The 14130-nt window shown below is 66.0% G+C and carries 13 protein-coding genes; 5 read left to right on the top strand and 8 right to left on the bottom strand.

All coding sequences use genetic code 11. From position 1 onward, the window contains the following. Positions 1-2: 2 nt before the first annotated feature. From eno to MG068_RS07385, 6 genes are all read right to left on the bottom strand, one after another. Positions 3-1295: a phosphopyruvate hydratase gene (eno, locus tag MG068_RS07410; protein ID WP_032130116.1), complete on the bottom strand. Its 1293-nt coding sequence runs from the start codon at positions 1293-1295 to the stop codon at positions 3-5. 96 nt (positions 1296-1391) lie between these two features. Beyond that, entirely contained in the window at positions 1392-1721 is a 330-nt protein-coding gene (locus tag MG068_RS07405; RefSeq protein WP_049400376.1) for a hypothetical protein, read from the bottom strand. Then, entirely contained in the window at positions 1721-2068 is a 348-nt protein-coding gene (locus MG068_RS07400; protein ID WP_107432320.1) for a hypothetical protein, read from the bottom strand. The genes MG068_RS07405 and MG068_RS07400 overlap by 1 nt, the downstream gene beginning before the upstream one ends. Further along, the gene (gene kdsA, locus MG068_RS07395; protein WP_014036736.1) at positions 2065-2895 is read right to left on the bottom strand and encodes a 3-deoxy-8-phosphooctulonate synthase; all 831 of its coding nucleotides are present in this window, start codon (positions 2893-2895) and stop codon (positions 2065-2067) included. Before kdsA ends, MG068_RS07400 begins: the two co-directional genes overlap by 4 nt. A gap of 89 nt (positions 2896-2984) precedes the next feature. Continuing rightward, entirely contained in the window at positions 2985-4649 is a 1665-nt protein-coding gene (gene pyrG, locus MG068_RS07390) for a CTP synthase (protein ID WP_014036735.1), read from the bottom strand. Between the two features lie 400 nt (positions 4650-5049). Beyond that, the gene (locus tag MG068_RS07385; RefSeq protein ID WP_005416022.1) at positions 5050-5283 is read right to left on the bottom strand and encodes a hypothetical protein; all 234 of its coding nucleotides are present in this window, start codon (positions 5281-5283) and stop codon (positions 5050-5052) included. Positions 5284-5455: 172 nt separating this feature from the next. Here MG068_RS07385 and parE point away from each other — a divergent pair, with 172 nt between their 5' ends. The 3 genes from parE (at position 5456) to MG068_RS07370 (ending at position 9678) form a co-directional block, all read left to right on the top strand. Then, positions 5456-7345, top strand: a complete 1890-nt coding sequence (parE, locus tag MG068_RS07380) for a DNA topoisomerase IV subunit B (protein ID WP_132809781.1) — start codon at positions 5456-5458, stop codon at positions 7343-7345. A 147-nt stretch (positions 7346-7492) separates the two neighbouring features. Next, positions 7493-8071, top strand: coding sequence for a GNAT family N-acetyltransferase (locus MG068_RS07375; RefSeq protein ID WP_107432345.1), 579 nt, complete (start codon positions 7493-7495; stop codon positions 8069-8071). A 110-nt stretch (positions 8072-8181) separates the two neighbouring features. Further along, positions 8182-9678 (top strand): S10 family peptidase, encoded by a 1497-nt coding sequence (locus MG068_RS07370; protein WP_132809780.1) that lies wholly within the window; start codon positions 8182-8184, stop codon positions 9676-9678. Positions 9679-10043: 365 nt separating this feature from the next. Here the strand turns inward: MG068_RS07370 and MG068_RS07365 are convergent, their stop codons facing one another. Next, the gene (locus MG068_RS07365; protein WP_049421504.1) at positions 10044-11165 is read right to left on the bottom strand and encodes an inorganic phosphate transporter; all 1122 of its coding nucleotides are present in this window, start codon (positions 11163-11165) and stop codon (positions 10044-10046) included. 13 nt (positions 11166-11178) lie between these two features. Further along, entirely contained in the window at positions 11179-11805 is a 627-nt protein-coding gene (locus MG068_RS07360) for a DUF47 domain-containing protein (RefSeq protein ID WP_004152833.1), read from the bottom strand. A 292-nt stretch (positions 11806-12097) separates the two neighbouring features. Between MG068_RS07360 and MG068_RS07355 the strand changes: the two genes are divergently transcribed. Together MG068_RS07355 and MG068_RS07350 are read left to right on the top strand one after the other, a co-directional pair. Beyond that, on the top strand, positions 12098-13402 hold the full coding sequence (locus tag MG068_RS07355) for a hemolysin family protein (RefSeq protein WP_032966609.1): 1305 nt from the start codon (positions 12098-12100) through the stop codon (positions 13400-13402). Next, positions 13386-14045, top strand: coding sequence for an exopolysaccharide biosynthesis protein (locus MG068_RS07350; protein ID WP_005412917.1), 660 nt, complete (start codon positions 13386-13388; stop codon positions 14043-14045). The genes MG068_RS07355 and MG068_RS07350 overlap by 17 nt, the downstream gene beginning before the upstream one ends. Positions 14046-14130: the final 85 nt, after the last annotated feature.

The following is a 14130-nucleotide window of genomic DNA, read 5'->3' as shown; positions in this document are numbered from 1 at the left end:
GCTCAGCGCTTCAGCGAAACGAACGCGTCACGACCGGCGTAACGCGCGCCGGCGCCGAGGGCTTCCTCGATGCGCAGCAGCTGGTTGTACTTGGCCACGCGATCGCTGCGGCACAGCGAACCGGTCTTGATCTGGGTGGCGGTGGTGGCCACCGAGATATCGGCAATGGTGGTGTCTTCGGTTTCGCCCGAACGGTGCGAGACGACGGCGGCATAGCCGGCGCGGTCGGCCATCGCGATCGCTTCCAGGGTTTCGCTGAGCGTGCCGATCTGGTTGACCTTGATCAGGATCGCGTTGGCGGTGCCCGAGTCGATGCCTTCCTGGAAGATCTTCGGGTTGGTCACGAACAGGTCGTCGCCAACCAGCTGCACCTTCTTGCCGATGCGGTCGGTCAGCAGCTTCCAGCCGGCCCAGTCGTTCTCGGCCAGGCCATCTTCAATCGTGATGATCGGGTACTGCGCGGCCCAGTCGGCGAGGAAGTCGACGAACTGCTCGGAGGTCAGGCGCTTGTTCTCGCCGACCAGGTTGTACTTGCCGTTTTCGAAGAATTCGCTGGAGGCGACGTCCAGGCCCAGCAGCACGTCTTCACCGGCGGTGTAGCCAGCCTTGCCGATCGCTTCGAGGATGGTGTCGAGCGCCTCGACGTTGCTGCGGAAGTCCGGTGCGAAGCCGCCTTCGTCGCCGACCGCCGTGCTCAGGCCGTGGCCCTTCAGCACCGACTTCAGCGAATGGAAGATTTCGGTGCCCGCGCGCAGCGCTTCGGAGAACGAGGTGAAGCCGACCGGCAGCACCATGAACTCCTGGAAGTCGACGTTGTTGTCGGCGTGCGCGCCGCCGTTGATGATGTTCATCATCGGCACCGGCAGCGACGGGGTCACGCCGGTCTTGGCGGCAAGGTACTGCCACAGCGCCTGCTTGTTCGATGCAGCGGCGGCGTGCGCGGCGGCCATCGAAACACCCAGCAGCGCGTTGGCGCCCAGGCGACCCTTGTTCTCGGTGCCGTCGAGGTCGATCAGGCGACGGTCGAGGCCGGCCTGGTCGGTGGCTTCGAAGCCCTTCAGCGCATTGGCGATGGTGGTGTTGACGTTGTCGACAGCCTTGCGCACGCCCTTGCCCAGGTAACGGGTCTTGTCGCCGTCACGCAGCTCGACCGCTTCCTTGGTGCCGGTCGAGGCGCCGGAGGGAACCGCGGCACGACCGAACGAACCGTCCTCCAGGATGACTTCGGCTTCCAGCGTGGGGTTGCCACGGCTGTCGAGGATTTCACGGGCGTGGATGCTGCGGATCGTACTCATGGTCGGGCCGGTTACCTGTATGGAGAGGGGGCGACAAAACGAATGCCGCGTGATTATCCCCGGCTGCCCGCCACTTGCCAAATGGCGTGGGCGGCTTCAGCCCCAACTGGACCCGATCACGATCAGGATCATCGACACCAGCATCACCAGCAATGCACCGGCAATCGCTGCCAGGATGGGGCCACGCCGCCGTCGCCAGGCCAGCACCATCGCCACCGGACTGCCCAGGAAGGACAGCACCATCGTGACCAGCGCGCCCAGCAGCCACCACTGCGTGGCCTGCACGCCGTTGTTTCCATCCCCCGGCGGCCGGAAACCGGACGTGAAGGCCAGCACGCCCACCACCAGGGCGATCCAGGTCAACACGGACAGCCCCAGCGCGATCAGGCCCCAGGGCCAGCCACGCGCCGATGTGGTCGTATTCATCAGAGCAATCCGTAGAACAGGGCGCCCAGCCACAGCGAGAGCAGGATGATCGCCAGGCCAGCCGTGACCTTGCCGCGATTCAGCCGCCAGGCCAGCACAGCGGCAGCAACGCATCCCACCGCACCGAGCAGCTCCGCCACCAGCAGCGCAATGAAGTACGCCCGCAGATCGAGCGCACTGCTGCCATCACCGGGGGGCCGCACCGACGCAGCGCCGATCAGTACCAGCCCGAACATGCCCACGGTGAACAGCACGGCCAGACCCAGTGCGATCAGGCCCCAGGGCCACTGTTTCCAGTGCCGGCGGTGACGCTGGGTTTCCAGCGCCAGCCACGGGTCACGACTCACGCGAAGCGCGAAAAGCCGTGCTTCTTGGTCACCGCATCGAGTTCCATCAGGGTCTCGAGCAGCGCTTCCATCTGGTCCAGCGGCCATGCATTGGGGCCATCGGACAGCGCCTTGGACGGGTCCGGATGGGTTTCGGCGAACAGGCCGGAGATGCCCACCGCCACGGCGGCGCGGGCCAGCACCGGCACGTGCTCACGCTGGCCACCGGAACTGGTGCCCTGCCCACCCGGCAGCTGCACCGAATGGGTGGCGTCGAACACCACCGGGCAACCGGTATCGCGCATCACCGCCAGCGAACGCATGTCACTGACCAGGTTGTTGTAGCCGAAGCTGGCACCGCGTTCGCAGACCATGATCTGCTCGTTGCCGGTGGCCTTGGCCTTTTCCACGACCGGCTTCATGTCCCACGGCGCCAGGAACTGGCCCTTCTTGATGTTGACCGGCTTGCCGGCCGAGCACACCTTGCGGATGAAGTCGGTCTGGCGGACCAGGAACGCCGGGGTCTGCAGCACGTCCACCACCGAGGCCACTTCATCCATCGGGGTGTATTCGTGGACGTCGGTCAGCACCGGCACGCCGATCTGCTTCTTGACCTCGGCCAGGACCTTCAGGCCCTCTTCCATGCCCGGGCCGCGGAATGCGGTGCCCGAAGTGCGGTTGGCCTTGTCGAAGCTGGACTTGAAGATGAAGTTGACGCCGAGCTTGTCGGTGACTTCCTTCAACTTGCCGGCGGTATCGAGCTGCAGCTGCATCGACTCGATCACGCAGGGGCCGGCGATCAGGAACAGGGGCTGGTCCAGCCCGACCTCGAATCCACACAGTTTCATGGCGTTTCCTTGTTGTCCGCGGCACCGGCCGGGCCGGTGCGCTGGGGGTTGAAGCGTGCAAGATGGGGGCCGGCGGCCCCCATCACAAGTCAGGCGCGGGCTTCCTGCAGCAGCTTGCCGCCGGCCTTGCGCTCGCGTGCGGCACGGATGAAACCGATGAACAGCGGGTGGCCGTCACGCGGCGTGGACAGGAATTCCGGGTGCGCCTGGCAGGCCAGGAACCACGGGTGCGCATCGCGCGGCAGCTCCACCACTTCCACCAGGGTGTCATCCATCGACTTGCCGGCGATCACCAGGCCTGCATCCTCCAGCTGGGTGCGGTAGCGGTTGTTGAACTCGTAGCGGTGGCGGTGGCGCTCGGCAACCACGTCCTTGCCGTACAGCTCACGGGCCAGCGTGCCCGGCTTCAGGCGCTGTTCCTGCAGGCCCAGGCGCATGGTGCCACCGAGGTCGCTCTTGTCATCACGCTTTTCGACGTCGCCGGTTGCCGTACGCCATTCGGTGATCAGGCCGATCACCGGGTTCGGCGACTGGCGGTCGTTCTCGGTGCTGTTGGCACCTTCCAGGCCGACCACGTTGCGGGCGTAATCGACGACGGCCGCCTGCATGCCGTAGCAGATGCCGAAGTACGGCACGTGCTGCTCGCGGGCGAACTTCGAGGTCAGCACCTTGCCTTCGAAACCACGGTCACCGAAGCCACCCGGCACCAGGATGCCGTCGACATCGGCCAGTGCGGCCATGTCGGTGCCTTCCAGGTCCTGTGCTTCCAGCCACTTCAGGTTGACCTTGGTGCGCTGGCGCAGGCCGCCGTGCTTGAGTGCTTCGCCGACCGACTTGTAGGCGTCCTGGTGGTCGACGTACTTGCCGACCACGGCGATGGTCACTTCGTCCAGCGGGTGCAGGGTCGCATCGACCGCGTCTTCCCACATCGACAGATCGACCGGGCCAGCCTTGTCGGCCAGCTTCAGCTGGTTGACCACGATCTCGTCCAGGCCCTGCGCATGCAGGCCCGACGGAATGCGGTACAGGACATCCACGTCCGGCACGCTGATCACCGCGCGCTCGGAAACGTTGGTGAACTGGGCGATCTTGCGGCGCTCCGAATCCGGCACGGCCTGTTCCGAACGGCACAGCAGCACGTCCGGCTGGATGCCGATCGAGCGCAGTTCCTTCACCGAGTGCTGGGTCGGCTTGGTCTTCAGCTCACCGGCGGCGCCGATGTACGGCACCAGGGTGAGGTGCATGAACAGTGCCTTCTCCGGGCCACGCTCGGTGCGCACCTGGCGGATCGCCTCCAGGAACGGCAGCGACTCGATGTCGCCGACGGTACCGCCGATCTCCACCAGCGCCACGTCGTAGCCTTCGGTGGCTTCGTCGATGCAGCGGCGGATCTCGTCGGTGATGTGCGGAATGACCTGCACGGTCGCACCCAGGTAGTCGCCGCGGCGTTCCTTGCGGATCACGTTCTCGTAGATACGACCGGTGGTGACCGAGTTCTTGCGGCTCAGGCGGGTGCGCACGAAGCGCTCGTAGTGGCCCAGGTCGAGGTCGGTCTCGGCGCCGTCGTCGGTGACGTAGACCTCACCGTGCTGGAACGGGCTCATGGTGCCCGGGTCGACGTTGATGTACGGGTCGAGCTTCATCATCGTGACCTTCAGGCCACGGGCTTCGAGAATGGCGGCCAGCGACGCGGCGGCAATGCCTTTGCCGAGCGAGGACACCACGCCGCCGGTTACGAAAATCAAGGGAGTCATGGCTGCAAGCATCCTGTCTGGAAATGGAAAACGGCAGCACCACGCGCGCCCGGAGGGCAGGCATGGTGCTCAGAGGGGGTTTTCCGGTTCGCTGTGGCAGCGAGGGAGGTGCGGATCCGTGCGACGGCAGGCGCCGGACGGGGACCACCGTGCGAGGTCGGGGCGACCGTGCCGGTCAAATCGACCGTCACCTGCGACCCGCCATGCTGGAAGCCACGCTTGGCCGCTCCAGCCCATTCGCAAATGGTGGACACGCACTTACTCCCGGAAAGCCATAGTTTACAGATTGATGGCCGCCAACCCAAGAGGCAGATGGCACGCCACTAAAAAGAAACGCCCCGCAAAGCGGGGCGTTCCGGAGCGCAACCCTTGTCGCAAGGGCGCCTGGCAGGGGGCGGGATCAGCGCTTCTTGCGCGCTTCCTCTTCCTCTTCCTGCTGCGGGGCCGGCTGGCCCTGCGCCTTCATTTCGGCATTGGCCTGGGCCCGACGCTTGGCCTTGGCATCGGCCTCGGCCTGCGCCTTGTCGGCCTGGTCACCCTGCTGCGGGGCCGGCTGGCCGGCGTTCTGCGCCACCACCAGCGGCACTGCAACGGCGGCAGCGGCCAGGATCGCAATGGTCAGCAACTTCTTCATGAGGTCCTCCTCGCGGTATGGCTTGGATGTTTCGACCCAACGGGGGTCGCCGGTGTTCAGATTCCAGCAGCTGCCATTTTACCCCCTCTGCGTCGCCGAGACTGAACCGCAGGCGTGCAAAATCCCGTGCCAGACCCCACACTTGCCCGTCGCTCCAAGCTTTCGAAGACAGATGAACGCCCGTTATAACGCCGCCGATATTGAAGTCCTGTCCGGCCTTGACCCGGTCAAGCGCCGTCCCGGCATGTATACCGACACCGCGCGCCCGAACCACCTGGCGCAGGAAGTGATCGACAACTCGGTGGACGAGGCCCTCGCCGGCCATGCGCGCTCGATCGAGATCACCCTGTACAAGGACGGCAGCGTGGAGGTCAGCGATGACGGCCGCGGCATGCCGGTGGACATCCACCCGGAAGAGAAGATCCCGGGTGTCGAGCTGATCCTCACCCGCCTGCATGCGGGCGGCAAGTTCAGCAACAACAACTACACCTTCTCCGGCGGCCTGCACGGCGTCGGCGTCAGCGTGGTCAATGCGCTGTCGACCCTGGTGGAAGTGCACATCAAGCGCGAAGGTGCCGAGCACCGCATCACCTTCCGCAACGGCGACCGCGCCACGCCGCTGGAAGTGATCGGCAGCGTCGGCAAGAAGAACACCGGCACCCGCGTGCGCTTCTGGCCTGACCCGAAATACTTCGACACGCCCAAGTTCGCGGTGCGCGCGCTGAAGCACCTGCTGCGCGCCAAGGCCGTGCTGTGCCCGGGCCTGACGGTCAAGCTGACCGATGAGGCCACCGGTGAAGTCGACACCTGGTACTACGAAGACGGCCTGCGCGATTACCTGAAGCTGGAACTGGGCGAACGCGAATCGCTGCCGGCCGACCTGTTCGTCGGCAACCTGAAGAAGGACACCGAGGTGGTGGACTGGGCCGTGGCCTGGCTGCCGGAAGGCGAGCTGGTGCAGGAAAGCTACGTCAATCTGATTCCCACCGCCCAGCACGGCACCCACGTCAACGGCCTGCGTACCGGCCTGACCGAGGCGCTGCGCGAGTTCTGCGACTTCCGCAACCTGCTGCCGCGCGGCGTCAAGCTGGCCCCGGAAGACGTGTGGGACCGCGTGTCGTTCGTGCTGTCGCTGAAGATGACCGACCCGCAGTTCAGTGGCCAGACCAAGGAACGCCTGTCCTCGCGCCAGGCCGCCGGCTTCGTTGAAGGCGCCGCCCACGATGCCTTCAGCCTGCTGTTGAACCAGAACGTCGAGCTGGGCGAGAAAATCGCGCAGATCGCCATCGAGCGCGCCAGCGCACGCCTGAAGACCGAGAAGCTGGTCGTCCGCAAGAAGGTCACCCAGGGCCCGGCCCTGCCCGGCAAGCTGGCCGACTGCATCAGCCAGGACCTGTCGCGTACCGAGCTGTTCCTGGTGGAAGGCGACTCGGCAGGGGGCAGTGCCAAGCAGGCCCGCGACAAGGACTTCCAGGCCATCATGCCGTTGCGCGGCAAGATCCTGAACACCTGGGAAGTCTCGTCCAACAGCGTGCTGGCCTCGGAGGAAGTACACAACCTGGCCATCGCCATCGGCTGCGACCCCGGCAAGGACGACATCAGCGGCCTGCGTTACGGCAAGGTCATCATCCTGGCCGACGCGGACTCCGACGGCCTGCACATCGCAACCCTGCTGACCGCACTGTTCCTGAAGCACTTCCCGGCGCTGGTCGATGCCGGCCACGTGTTCGTGGCGATGCCGCCGCTGTTCCGCATCGACGTGGGCAAGCAGGTGTTCTACGCCCTGGATGAAGAAGAAAAGCGCTCGATGCTGGACAAGATCGAACGCGAGAAGATCAAGGGCGCCATCAACGTGACCCGCTTCAAGGGCCTGGGCGAGATGAACCCGCCGCAGCTGCGTGAATCCACCATCCACCCGGATACGCGCCGCCTGGTGCAGCTGACCGTGGACGATCGCGAGCAGACGAGCTCGCTGATGGACATGCTGCTGGCCAAGAAGCGCGCCTCCGACCGCAAGGGCTGGCTGGAGAGCAAGGGCGATCTGGCTTCGCTGGAAGTCTGACCCGACGCGGGGCCGGATCCGTTTCCTGCAGGGAAACGGCTCTGGCCCCATCGCCCGGTAATGCCGGTTCATGTGCCCTTGGCATTACGCCCCCATCGGCAAACCCGGCGGCGCCATAATGCGCGTCCATCTGTGTGGACCATCGTATTGGCCAGCCACTCGCTGCTGTTCCCGGGCCTGCCGCTGCACAGCGCGCGCCTGGTCCTGAGCCCGATCCGCCGCGACGATGCGGCCGCCCTGTTCGCGATCCAGTCCGATCCGGACGTGATGCGGTTCTGGAACCACCCGGCGTGGACACGACCGGCCGAAGCGCGCGCGCAGATCGACGATGACCTGGCGGCACAGGCCACCGGCACCCAGCTCAAGCTGGCCGTGCGCGAAACGCTGGATGGCCCGTTGCTGGGCATCTGCGTGGTGTTCGCCCTGGATCGCGATGCCGCTCGTGCCGAGATCGGCTACCTTCTGGCCCCCGACAGGCAAGGCCAGGGCTACATGCACGAAGCGCTGCAGCATCTGCTGGACTACCTGTTCCAGACCCTGCGCCTGCATCGCGTGGAAGCCGAAGTCGACCCGCGCAACCGGCCCTCGGCACACGTGCTTGAACGGCTGGGCTTCCACCTGGAGGGCGTGCTGCGGCAGCGCTGGCGCATCCAGGGCGAACTGTCCGATTCGGCGGTATACGGCCTGCTGGCCGACGACGAACTGCGCACCACCCTGCCCGCTTGACCCAATCTGGCCACTGGCGGCCTCGAAGCGCGGCCATGCCTTTGGACACATACGGCATGGGCCGCCACCGGCCTAGCATCGGAACCCCCTTCCGCTGCCGATCCGGTGCCATGAAGTCCCTGCTGCACACTGCCGCGCTCTGCGTCGGCCTGCTCATCGCCCCTGCCAGCGTGCTGGCCGCGCCCGACGCCGAGGCCAAGCCCGACCCGAAAGACGACAAGACCGAAGCGCCTGCGCTGCCCGCCGACGCCTCGGTCCGCCAGAGCATGCGCCTGGCCGGCCGCACCCTGGACTACACCGCCACCGTCGGCACCCTGCCGGTACGCGATGCCAAGGGCAAGGTGATCGCCGATGTGGTGTTCACCGCCTACACGATGCCGGGCAAGGACCGGCCGGTGACCTTCGCGCTCAATGGCGGCCCGGGTGCATCGTCGGTCTACCTCAACATGGGCGCGATCGGACCCAAGGTGGTCACCTTTGGTTCGGAGGGGGACAGCGCATCGGCGCCGGCCACCCTGCACGACAACCCCGGCACCTGGCTGGACTTCACCGACCTGGTGTTCATCGACCCGGTCGGCACTGGCTTCAGCCGTGCGCGCATCGGCGATGACGAAGCGAAGAAGCAGCTGTACAACCCCAGCGCCGACATCGAATACCTGTCGCGCTCGATCTACGACTGGCTGCTGCGCAACCAGCGCATGGCCTCGCGCAAGTACCTGACCGGCGAGAGCTACGGTGGCTACCGTGGCCCGCGCATCACCCACTTCCTGCAGACCCGGCTGGGCGTGGCGATGAACGGCCTGGTGCTGGTCTCGCCCTACCTGAGCCCGACCCTGGAAGACAACGCCGATGTCTCGCCGATGGCGTGGATGCAGACGCTGCCGTCGATCGCTGCAGCGCACCTGGAGCGCCAGGGCAAACTGACCGATGCGGCGATGCGCGACGTGGTGGAATACACCCGCGGCGACTACGCCACTGCGCTGATGAAGGGCCGCAGCGATCCGCAGGCGACCGAGGCGATGCTGCGCCGGGTGACCGAGCTGACCGGGCTGGATGCGCAGTTCGTGCGCCGCGCCGGTGGCCGATTGGAGACGCAGGCCTATCTGCGTGAGGTGTTCCGCGACAAGGGCACGCTGGGCAGCCGCTACGACTCCAACGTGACCGCGTTCGATCCGTTCCCGAATGATCCGGAACAGCGCGCCAACGATCCGCTGCTGGACAGCATCATTGCGCCGACCACCACCGCGATGGTCGACTTCGTGACGCGCGTGGTCGGCTGGAAGGTGGATGCACGCTACCAGGCGCTGAACTACGACGTGAACCGGCTGTGGGACCGCAACGGCGAGCTGCGCCAGGGCGCGGTGACCCAGCTGCGGCAGGCGGTGGCGATCGATCCGCATCTGCAGGTGCTGATCGTGCATGGCTGGAATGATCTGTCGTGCCCGTTCATGGGGTCGATCCTGACGGTGGACCAGATGCCGGCGATGGGCAGCAATCCGGCCCGGGTGCAGGTGCGCAGTTATCCGGGCGGGCACATGTTCTACAGCCGGGCGGACAGCCAGGCGGCGTTCCGGAAGGATGTGCAGGCGCTGTTCCAGCGTAACTGAGGGGTTTGGCCGGGCCTGCGGCCCGGCACCCGCCGGATCAACGGCAACGGCAACGGCAAAAACTGGCTTCCTGAGGGCTGGCGAGGTGGGGTGGGGTTGCAGGACACGCCGTAAACCCATCCTTGGGGGCTCGATGGCGCCATCCATGGCGCCAACGGTCCTGCAACCCCACCCCACCCCGCCGCTGACAGGTTCCTGCTGCTGTTGGTGGGTGCCGACCGTTGGTCGGCACGGGATCGGATCCCTGTTTCTGCTCTGGTAGGTGTCGACCTTGGTCGACACGATGTGTGCGGAAAAATTCTTTGCCCATGAAAAAGCCCGCCGGATACCGGCGGGCTTTTTCGTTTGCAACCTTGGCGTGGCGATCAGGTCCAGCCGAACAGCTCGAACAGCTTCAGGATCAGGTACGCACAGCCGCCCGCGGCCGGGATGGTCAGGATCCAGGCCCAGACAATGCGTTCGATGACGCCGAACTTCAGCGAGCGCGGGTTCTTGGCGAAGCCGACGCCCATGATCGCCGTGGAGATGCTGTGCGTGGTCGAGACCGGCATGCCGAAGTGGGCGGCCAGGGTCAGGATGGTGGCCGAGCTGGTCTCCGCGGCGAAGCCGTGGATCGGGTGCAGCTTGACCATCTTGTGGCCCAGGGTCTTGATGATCTTCCAGCCGCCCGAGGCGGTACCGGCGGCCATCACCACCGCACAGGTCAGCACGATCCACATCGCGATGCCGTCACCGGCGCTGGCGTCCGGGTGCATGAAGGCCAGCCACGACGGCAGGTCATCCAGCGCACCGGTGGCCTCGGCACCGATCAGTGTCATGGCGATGATGCCCATGGTCTTCTGCGCGTCGTTGTGGCCGTGGGCAAAGCCCATGTAGGCCGCCGAGGCGATCTGCGCCTTGCCGAAGAAGGCGTTGACGATGCGCGGGCGGGCCAGACGACCGATGGCACCACCGATCCTGGCCAGCCCGGCGATCAGGCCCCACAGCAGCACCATCACCACGATGCCGAGCAGGAAGCCGGCGATCGGCGAGGTGATCATCGGCACGAACACCTTCCACAGCAGGCCCTTGTTCTGCGCCCAGCTGCCCAGGCGCTCGGACCAGATCAGCGCGTCCCAGTTGTTGTGGGCAGCGGCCAGGCCGGCGCCGCAGAGGCCACCGATCAGGGCGTGCGAGGACGAGGAAGGCAGCCCCTTCCACCAGGTGATCAGGTTCCAGATGATGCCGCCCAGCAGGGCGCACAGGATCACCTGCGGGGTGACGTCGACCACGTTGGTGTTGAGCAGGCCCGAAGCGATGGTCAGCGCCACCGCGGTACCGGTCAGTGCACCGATGAGGTTCATGAAGGCGGCCAGCATCACCGCCCAGCCGGGCGAGAGCACCTTGGTCGCCACCACGGTGGCAATGGAGTTGGCGGTGTCGTGGAAGCCGTTGATGAACTCGAAGACGAGCGCGGCCAGGATCACCACCAGGACAAGGGTCAACATGCGGCGGCGTCCGTCAGCTGTTCTTCAACACGATCTGGTACGCCACCACGCCGGCCTCGCGGCAGCGATCGATGGCCTTTTCCAGGATCTCGAAGAATTCCTTCAGCAGGAACATCTGCAGGTTGTCCAGGCGGCCCGAGTAGATGTCGCGGTACAGCTCGAGCATCAGGCGGTCGGCCTCGTTCTCCAGCGAACGCAGCTTCTCGTTGAGAGCGGTCATCCGGTCCAGGTTCATGTGGCGCAGGTCGGCCACCATCTCCACCACCACGCCGGCAGCCTGTTCCAGCATCGCCGCGCGCGGCGCGAAGTCGATGTGCTCCAGGTGGGTCGTGGCCAGCGAATAGCGATCGGCGAACTTCTCGATCTGCTTCGGAATCTTGTACAGCGCCGAGCCCAGCGCTTCGATGTCTTCGCGCTCGATCGGGGTCATGAAGCTGTCCACCAGCGCCTGGCTGATCTTGTCCGAGGCCGCGCGTTCGCGCAGGCGGGCCAGCTTGAACGCGTCCAGCGCGGGCTGGCGGTCGGCCTCGCGCAGCATGGAATGCAGCGCCTTGGCGGCGTCGGAAGCCGCGACGGCAGCCTCATCGAGCAGGGTGTAGAACTGTTTGCCGGAACCGAAAATGGTCTGCAGAGAGAACATTGAGAAACCTGTCAGCCGTCGCGGGAAGGACGGCACCAGACGGAATTATGACGGCTAGATGACCATCACGGGTATCCCTGCCCCCTTCCGGGGCTCTGGAAGCCCCAACCTGAACAGGCGGTTGCCACCCTGCCACGCCCCTTTGCTAAGATGCCAGCGCGCCTTCGGGCGCACCTTATGGACGACGACCCTTATCCCCCAGCGCCGCGCCGGACCCCGTTCCTGAGCGCCTGCCGCCATCGCAAGCACCCGCCCTCCCTGCCACCAACCGGGGACGACGCCCGTGTTTGAAATGATCCTGATTGTCTTCGCGCTTGTTCTGCTGAACGGCTTCTTCGCCATGTCCGAGATGTCGGTCATGACCTCGCGCAAGAGCCGCCTGAAGCAGATGGCCGCCACCTCCAAGCGCGCGGCCAAGGCGCTGGAGCTGTCCGAGAAGCCGGAGAGCTTCCTGTCCACCGTGCAGATCGGCATCACCGTGATCGGCGTGCTGACCGGCTACCTCGGCGGTGAAGCGCTGGGCGAAGCCTTCGCCGGCTGGATCCAGGGCCTGATGCCGGGCTTTGCCTATGCCGGCAACATCGGTACCGCGCTGGCGGTCAGCCTGATCACCTTCATCACGCTGATCTTCGGCGAACTGGTGCCCAAGCGCCTGGCGCTGACCCGTTCGGAGGCCATTGCCGGCCTGGTCGCGATGCCGATGAGCTGGCTGGCCAAGCTCGCCCTGCCCTTCGTCTGGCTGCTGTCCAGGACCACCCAGCTGGTGCTGCGCCTGTTCGGCCTGGGCAAGGATGAAGTCGCCTCGGTGACCGAAGAAGAGATCCGCATGCTGGTCGCCGAAAGCCACGAGGCCGGCGTGATCGATGCCCACGAGCGCGACATGATGAACCGCGTCATGCGCCTTGGCGACCGCACCGCCGACAGCCTGATGACCCCGCGCAACCGCATCGCGTGGCTGGATACTCAGGCCGGGCTGGAGCGCAACCTGGAAATCATGGCCGAACACGAGTTCTCCCGGTACCCGGTGTACCGCGACAACGACATGGACGTGGTCGGCGTGCTCGAACTGAAATCGCTGGCCACGCGCATGGCGCGCGGCGACAACGCGCTGTTCCAGACCCTGCGCGAACCCCTGTACGTCTCCGAATCGACCCACGCGATGAAGCTGCTGGAAATCTTCCGCGAGGAACAGCAGTCGATGGCACTGGTGGTGGACGAGTACGGCGAGATCCAGGGCCTGGTGACCATCAGCGACCTGATGGGCGCGGTGGTCGGCCGCCTGCAGGCGGTGGAGAACGCCGACGAGGACGCGCTGGTGGTGACCCGCGAAGACGGCTCGCTGCTGGTGGACGGCTCGCTGCCGATCGAAGACGTGCGCGAACTGATCGGCAGCAACGACCTGCCCGACGCCGAGGACGGCGACTACTACACGCTGGCCGGCATGTGCATCCATTACTTCGGCCGCATTCCGCACGCAGGCGAGTACTTCGACTGGGCGGGCTGGCGCTTCGAAGTGGTTGACCTGGATGGTGCGCGCGTGGACAAGCTGCTGCTGCGCACGTTGTCCGACGAGCAGGCCGATGAGCTCACCGCCTGAGGCCGGCAAGGGTCCGGGCGACGAGCGCCCGGCCTACCGCAACGAGGGCATCCGTACCCTGCTGGAGATGTTTGCCTCTGGCGATCCCGCCGAGCACATGCCGCTGGGCCAGATCCTCGGCAACCTGCAGCAGAGCGCGTTCGGCGTGTTCCTGTTCGTGGCGATCCTGCCGTCGTTCATCCCGATCCCGGGCATGGGCGGCGCGGTCAGCGGCCCACTGGTGGTCCTGATCGGCCTGCAGATGCTGTTCTGCCTGCGCCGGCCCTGGCTGCCCGGCTTCATCGCCCGCCGCGGGCCGAAGCGCGGCACCATGCATCGTTTCCTGGACCGCATCGACCGACCGCTGCGGCGCCTGGACAAGATGCTGAAACCCCGCCTGCCGCAGCTGCTGACACCGCTGCCCGCCCACGCCTTCAGTGGCCTGCTGCTGGTGTTGCTGGGCCTGCTGCTGTCGTTGCCGATTCCCTTCACCAATTTCCTGTTCGGCTTCCAGCTGCTGCTGTTCTCGCTGGCGCTGCTGGAACGCGATGGCGCGCTGATGCTGTTCAACTGGATCGCCGCCGTGGCAGCGATCGCGTTCTTCGGTTTCAGTTCGGGGCAGCTGGTGGGCTACACGGTGGAGCTGTTCCAGCGCTGGTTCTGAGCCGGAATCCGGTAGAGCCGGCCGCTGGCCGGCTGCCACGTTTCCAGGTTTGCCGGCCAGCGGCCGGCACTACCAATACCGGACA

It is taken from the genome of Stenotrophomonas sp. ASS1, assembly GCF_004346925.1.
GTDB classification, from domain to species: Bacteria; Pseudomonadota; Gammaproteobacteria; order Xanthomonadales; family Xanthomonadaceae; genus Stenotrophomonas; species Stenotrophomonas maltophilia_A.
Note: the sequence above shows the minus strand (reverse complement) of the source record. Positions and strands in the feature narration are given on the sequence as shown.